Raw genomic sequence first — 2,207 nt, 5'->3', positions numbered from 1 at the left:
ATGAAGGGATCTCACCATGCCCGCTGCGCCGGCAGCGTGTGGGCCGCGCCGGGGCGCACCATGAGGATCTGGTCGACCCCCATCCGCCCGTCTCGGAAGGCCATCGAACCGCCGACGAGGTAGAGCCGCCAGACTCTGACGACCTCCTCGCCCACCAGTTCGGTGAGCCGTGGCAGGTTGGCCTCGAACCTCGCCAGCCACCCCGCCACCGTCTGCACGTAGTGCTCGCGCAGGCCGTGCACGTCGCGCACCTCGAGACCCCCCAGCTCGAGGTGCGCAACGGTCTCGCCGACCGGGCGCATGTGCATGTCCGGGGCGATGAAGGACTCGATGAAGGGGCCGCCGCCGGGGTGCCGGCCGCCCTGGCTGCCCGAGCGTGACATCTGCTGGACCAGCACCCGTCCGCCCGGCTTCACGGCGCGACGCAGCACCTCGACGTAGGTCGGGTAGTTGGCCTCGCCGACGTGCTCGCCCATCTCCAGGGAGCCGACGGCGTCGAAGTGGTCACGCTCCGGAACGTCGCGGTAGTCCTGCAGCCGGATCTGCACCCGGTCGCCGAGACCGCGCTCGGCGATCCGCGCATCGATGAACTTCTTCTGCTCGGCCGCGATCGTGACACCCGTGACCTGCGCGCCGAAGTGCTCGGCTGCATGCAGCGACAGCGACCCCCAGCCGCAGCCGACGTCGAGCATCCTCACGCCGGGCTCGAGCCCGAGCTTGTGGCACACCAGGTCGAGCTTGGCGCGCTGCGCCTGCTCGAGCGTGGCCTCCGCGGATTCGTGGTAGCCACAGCTGTAGGCCATCGCGGGGTCGAGGATCAGTGAGTAGAACTCGTTGCTCAGGTCGTAGTGGTGGCTGATCGCGCGCCGGTCGCGGATCGCGCTGTGCAACCGGCCCTTGACGCGCGCCTGACTGGCGGGTGGCCTCGGCGGCGGGCGGAGCGCGCCCAGACCGGCGGCGGTGCGCAGTGCGTTGACGAAGGCGCCCGGCGATCGGCGTACGCCCTCGAGACCGCGCTCGCGGCCGACGGCGAAGGCGTGCGTCAGGGCGGAGTCGAGGTCCCAGCCGTCCTGGTCCGCCACGTCGAGCTCGCCGGTGACGTAGGCCTGGGCGGCGCCGAGCTCGCCGGGGTGCCACAGGAGTCGGCGCAGGGCGTCGGGGGACCGCAGCACGACCAGGGGTGCGTTCTCGGGGCCGGCGAGAGAGCCGTCCCACGCGCGCAGCCGGACGGGCAGGTCGCCGCCGATGAACGGGCGGGCGGCCTCCGCGAGCCGCTGCGCGATGCCGGTCGTGGTGAGGGTGAGGGTCGGGCGCCGGGTGGTGGTCGTCATCGCGGTCACTCCTTGACGAAGGTCAGCTGCTGGACGTTGATGTAGCCGCTGGCGAATCCGGCGCGGGAGTACTCGAGGTAGAAGTGCCACATCCGCATGAACTGGTCGTCGAAGCCGAGTGCGATGACCGCGTCGCGCTGTGCGAGGAAGCGCTTGTCCCAGCGCCGCAAGGTCTCGGCGTAGTGGCTGCCGAACTCCAGGATCCCGGTGCGTCGCAGGGCGGTCTGCTCGGAGGTGATCTCGTCGATGACCTGCACACTGGGCAGGAAGCCGCCCGGGAAGATGTACTTGTTGATCCACGTCTGGGTGCCCTGGGTGGCGAGCATCCGGTCGTGCGGCATCGTGATCGCCTGGATGGCGATCCGGCCGCCGGGCGCGAGCGCGTGGTCGAGGGTCTGGAAGTAGGTGCCCCAGAACTCATGGCCCACGGCCTCGATCATCTCCACGCTGACGATGGCGTCGTACGCCGCAGCGAACTCCGGCTGCGCCAGCGCGCGGTAGTCCAGCAGCTCGATCCGGACCAGGTCGGTGCAGCCGGCGTCGGCCACCCGCTGCTCGGCGAGCTCGAGCTGTTCGACGGACAGGGTGATCGAGTGCACGCTCGCCCCGCGGCGGGCGGCGCGGATCGCGAGCTCGCCCCAGCCGGTGCCGATCTCCAGGACCCGGCTGCCGTCGGTGACGCCGGCTTCGTCGAGAAGCCGCTCGATCTTGCGAGCCTGCGCCTCGGCGAAGTCGGGACTGTGGACGACGCCGGCCGAGTCGGCCACGTTGTCGGTGCCCTCTGGTGGAGTGGCGATCAAGTGGTCCGGCCCCCCGGGGCCGGCGCCGAAGGGGGGGGGGGACAGGGCGGACGAATATCACCAGGTGTAGTCGAGG

The 2,207-nt window shown here is 71.0% G+C and carries 2 protein-coding genes; both read right to left on the bottom strand.

Features of this window, described 5'->3' with window-relative positions; genetic code table 11:
- Positions 1-11: 11 nt before the first annotated feature.
- Positions 12-1,331: a cyclopropane-fatty-acyl-phospholipid synthase family protein gene (locus RMO85_RS04655; protein ID WP_310526768.1), complete on the bottom strand. Its 1,320-nt coding sequence runs from the start codon at positions 1,329-1,331 to the stop codon at positions 12-14.
- 5 nt (positions 1,332-1,336) lie between these two features.
- Positions 1,337-2,098, bottom strand: coding sequence for a class I SAM-dependent methyltransferase (locus RMO85_RS04650; RefSeq protein ID WP_310526767.1), 762 nt, complete (start codon positions 2,096-2,098; stop codon positions 1,337-1,339).
- Between the last annotated feature and the right edge of the window lie 109 nt (positions 2,099-2,207).

The organism is Nocardioides sp. (assembly GCF_031422975.1).
Taxonomy (GTDB): Bacteria; Actinomycetota; Actinomycetes; order Propionibacteriales; family Nocardioidaceae; genus Nocardioides.
The sequence above is the reverse complement of the archived record's forward strand: the minus strand, read 5'-3'. Positions and strand labels throughout refer to the sequence as shown.

Coding starts and splice junctions, on each gene's coding strand:
- RMO85_RS04655 (WP_310526768.1), bottom strand. CDS start 1,331: ATGACGACCACCACCCGGCGCCCGACCCTCACCCTCACCACGACCGGC.